Here is a 2,991-nt window from a genome sequence, read left to right as displayed (position 1 = left end):
AGAATCGTCATGGCTGCGCAGTGGCCGAAAACAACGGAAACCCGTGAGAGAAGCGATTGCAGCCTCATGGGATCTACTCCAAGATTGCTCGGATGACTCCATCGGTCCGCGTCCGTTGGACGTTATATTGCGTGCAGAATCCAGGGAAGGCAACCGACCTAGAAGGAATCCGCGTCATGGAAGATTGTCGCAGGTCGCGTTCGGTGGTGCGCCAGTTATTCATCTCGCGCAAGCACTTGCGCTTCGCAGTATGCGAACGGGAGCCGCCCGAGCGAATTCCACTCGGGCGGAGTCTTTGCACGCCCGTTCATGTCCGTCTAACCTTGACTTCGCAATGCGAGTACGCGATGGAATGTTCGCACACAAGGAGGAGCGGGCATCGATGTGCCTCAGCTTAGCCTTTCGCTTGCGTGGAAAGGTAAATCTGGAGGCCCATCTGTTCAATCTGAGCCAGTTGCTCCTCCAGCCAATTCACGTGCTGGTCCTCGTCCTTCACGATTGATTCCAGCAACTCACGAGTGACCGCATCACCCACCTCGTGGGCCAACGCAATTGCCTTGTTGTACGCTTGGACTGCGGTTAATTCAGCGTTGAGGTCGGAACGGAACTGGTCGGCTACATTGGGGCCGACATGGACCTCGTTCAGCCGGTTCACGATCGGTGTGCCTTCGAGGAAAATGATTCTCGCAATGAGGCTTTCCGCGTGCTTCATCTCCTGAATCGCTCGCTTTTCCACCGCCTCATGCAACTGCTCGTAGCCCCAGTCGGCGCACATTTCGGAATGAACGATATATTGCACGATAGCCGTCAACTCTTCGGCAAGCAACTCATTCAAGACAGCGATCAGTTTTTCGTTCCCCTTCATTCGTCAGGCTCCTGCAACGAGTCAAAGAGATGGGTAACCGTCTCCGACATTCCCGGTGAAAACACTTTTCTTATTTTCGCCGGTTGATGGAAAACGTCAACAAGTTGGCCTTGTTCGGCGGTTTCCCGGATGTGTCAGCAGCCCGGGGGTGACCGGTGGGGTTGTGGCCATATAAACGGCGTTTCAAATTTTACATCTTGCCCATTTTTTGACGAGCCGCTACCATTGCTGGGCGTTGCGCGGCTCCCCGCAGTTGATTGACCTGTGTGTGCCGTTTCGTTTGCCCCGTCACGATGAGAAGATCGGCTCTGTTTTTGTGTTTTTGGATTGCTACAGGGATGACAGGGTGTGCGCCTTTGCCGCCGCTCATCGGTACCCCTGCAGGAATGACTTCCATCGAAGCCGAGCGAAAGGCCCTCAACGGTTTTGATCCATTTCCCGAAGATCGCAGTGCGCCCGCGATTGACGGGGCACGGCCACCCGGGTTCGAGCATCCGGTCAGTGAACCGGAACGTGTGCGGCGAAAGCCGTGGCTTCAGGAGTGATTTCGGACCATAAAGGGTGCTCCGGCACGGGGTGAATTGAGCATTCCAACTCTCTTCGGCGCTTTGTCGCTCGGGAGTGAAAACCGCTCGACTGAAAATTCGGCTTCCTGACACTTGGCAAAAACCGAGCGCTTTCGTTCCGTTGAGCAGCGGGCACACTTGATTCTATCGTCGAACTTCGGCAACATGGTGTTGTCATCTGTCGTGTTCGCCAAATCCTTCTCGGAAAGGAAGACGTGTCATGTTGGCTTCCCGTTTACCGCTGATCGTGCCGATTATTTTGGCTGCGTTGGCAACCGTCAGCGGAGTAGCACGGGTACAGGGACAATCACCCGGGAACGCAACAGCGGCCAAGGCTTCGCGTGCTGGTTCCCGTGGACAAATCCGGGGAACGGTGCAGGATGGGCGGGTGACAGTATCTCTTGGGGGCAGGGTCGTGCTGGAATATGTCGCTCCAGCCGGCGGGCCAAAATGTTATGTGAAAACATTGTGTTCGCCAAAGGGGATTAACGTGCTTCGCGATTCTCCACCGGATCATGTTCACCACCACGGGCTGATGTTTGCGGTTGGTGTTGATGACGTGGATTACTGGGCAGAAGGTCCGGGTTGCGGGACGCAGAACGCCCAAGGCACGATTCAACTGGAGACGCGGCAGGAAGATGGGCACGCGATCGCCCGCGTTGTCCACCCGATTATCTGGCGGGACGCGCAGGGAAATCCTCAACTTGCTGAAGAGCGTGAACTTCTGCTGGTTTGCCGGGACCAACCGGAATTTCCCACGTTGCTCGTTTGGCATGCGCGGCTGCACGTTGCCGGAACGGGCAACGGTCGAACGCTGTGGGGCCGACATTATTTCGGCCTGGGCTGCCGATTTGTTGAGTCGATGGACAAAGGGGGTAGGTTCTGGAATTCGGCAGGAGGAGACAGCGTGGCTACTACAAACGATAAGCCGGCTGAATGGTGCGCTTACTCAGCGGAGGCAGCAGGCCAGCCTGTGACTGTGGCGATGTTTGACCATCCGCGGAATGTGCGTCATCCGGCGGTTTGGTTTACCATGGATCAGCCTTTCGCTTATTTGTCGGCTACACTGAACCTTGCAAACGAGAAATACTATTTGAAAGCGGGCGAGACGCTTGATCTGCGATATCTGGTGGCGGTCTGGGATGGCACGCCCTCTGTAACCGAGGTATCGAAAGTCGCCGGCAGATTTGCTCAATCGACAGGGCAGGCTGAGAGTGCCGACGACAAACGCGAGTGACGACGCCGAAGCAGTACGAAATTCTGTGATTCCATGCGTTACGTTAATCTTCCCGGCACGGATTGGAATGTCTCGGTTGTCGCGATGGGATGCTGGGCCCTTGCGGGTGACCAGACCTGGGGGCCACAGGACGAGTCAGAATCCATCGCAACGATCCATGCGGCCCTGGATGCGGGCATCAATTTTTTTGACACAGCTGAGCTTTACGGTGCGGGTTTGGCTGAGGAGGTTCTGGGCAAAGCATTGTACGGTCGGCGTGAGAAGGTTTTTATCGCGAGCAAGTTTAACTGGGAGAATGCCCAGTACGACAAGGTGATCTCTGC

General features: G+C 55.9%; 4 protein-coding genes. 3 read left to right on the top strand and 1 reads right to left on the bottom strand.

Annotation, left to right across the window (positions count from 1 at the left end; genetic code table 11):
* Nucleotides 1-394: 394 nt before the first annotated feature.
* A complete protein-coding gene (bfr, locus tag H5U08_RS14360; protein WP_297034488.1) occupies nt 395-865 on the bottom strand; it encodes a bacterioferritin in 471 nt (156 codons plus the stop codon).
* A gap of 338 nt (nt 866-1,203) precedes the next feature.
* Between bfr and H5U08_RS14355 the strand changes: the two genes are divergently transcribed.
* The 3 genes from H5U08_RS14355 to H5U08_RS14345 all read left to right on the top strand — a co-directional run.
* A complete protein-coding gene (locus H5U08_RS14355) occupies nt 1,204-1,410 on the top strand; it encodes a hypothetical protein (RefSeq protein WP_297034485.1) in 207 nt (68 codons plus the stop codon).
* 241 nt (nt 1,411-1,651) lie between these two features.
* Entirely contained in the window at nt 1,652-2,668 is a 1,017-nt protein-coding gene (locus H5U08_RS14350) for a DUF6807 family protein (RefSeq protein WP_297034482.1), read from the top strand.
* Between the two features lie 33 nt (nt 2,669-2,701).
* On the top strand, nt 2,702-2,991 hold a 290-nt coding region (locus H5U08_RS14345), incomplete at its 3' end, for an aldo/keto reductase (protein WP_297034480.1).

The organism is Thermogutta sp., assembly GCF_014359955.1.
Classification (GTDB): Bacteria; Planctomycetota; Planctomycetia; order Pirellulales; family Thermoguttaceae; genus Thermogutta.
Note: the sequence above shows the minus strand (reverse complement) of the source record. Positions and strands in the feature narration are given on the sequence as shown.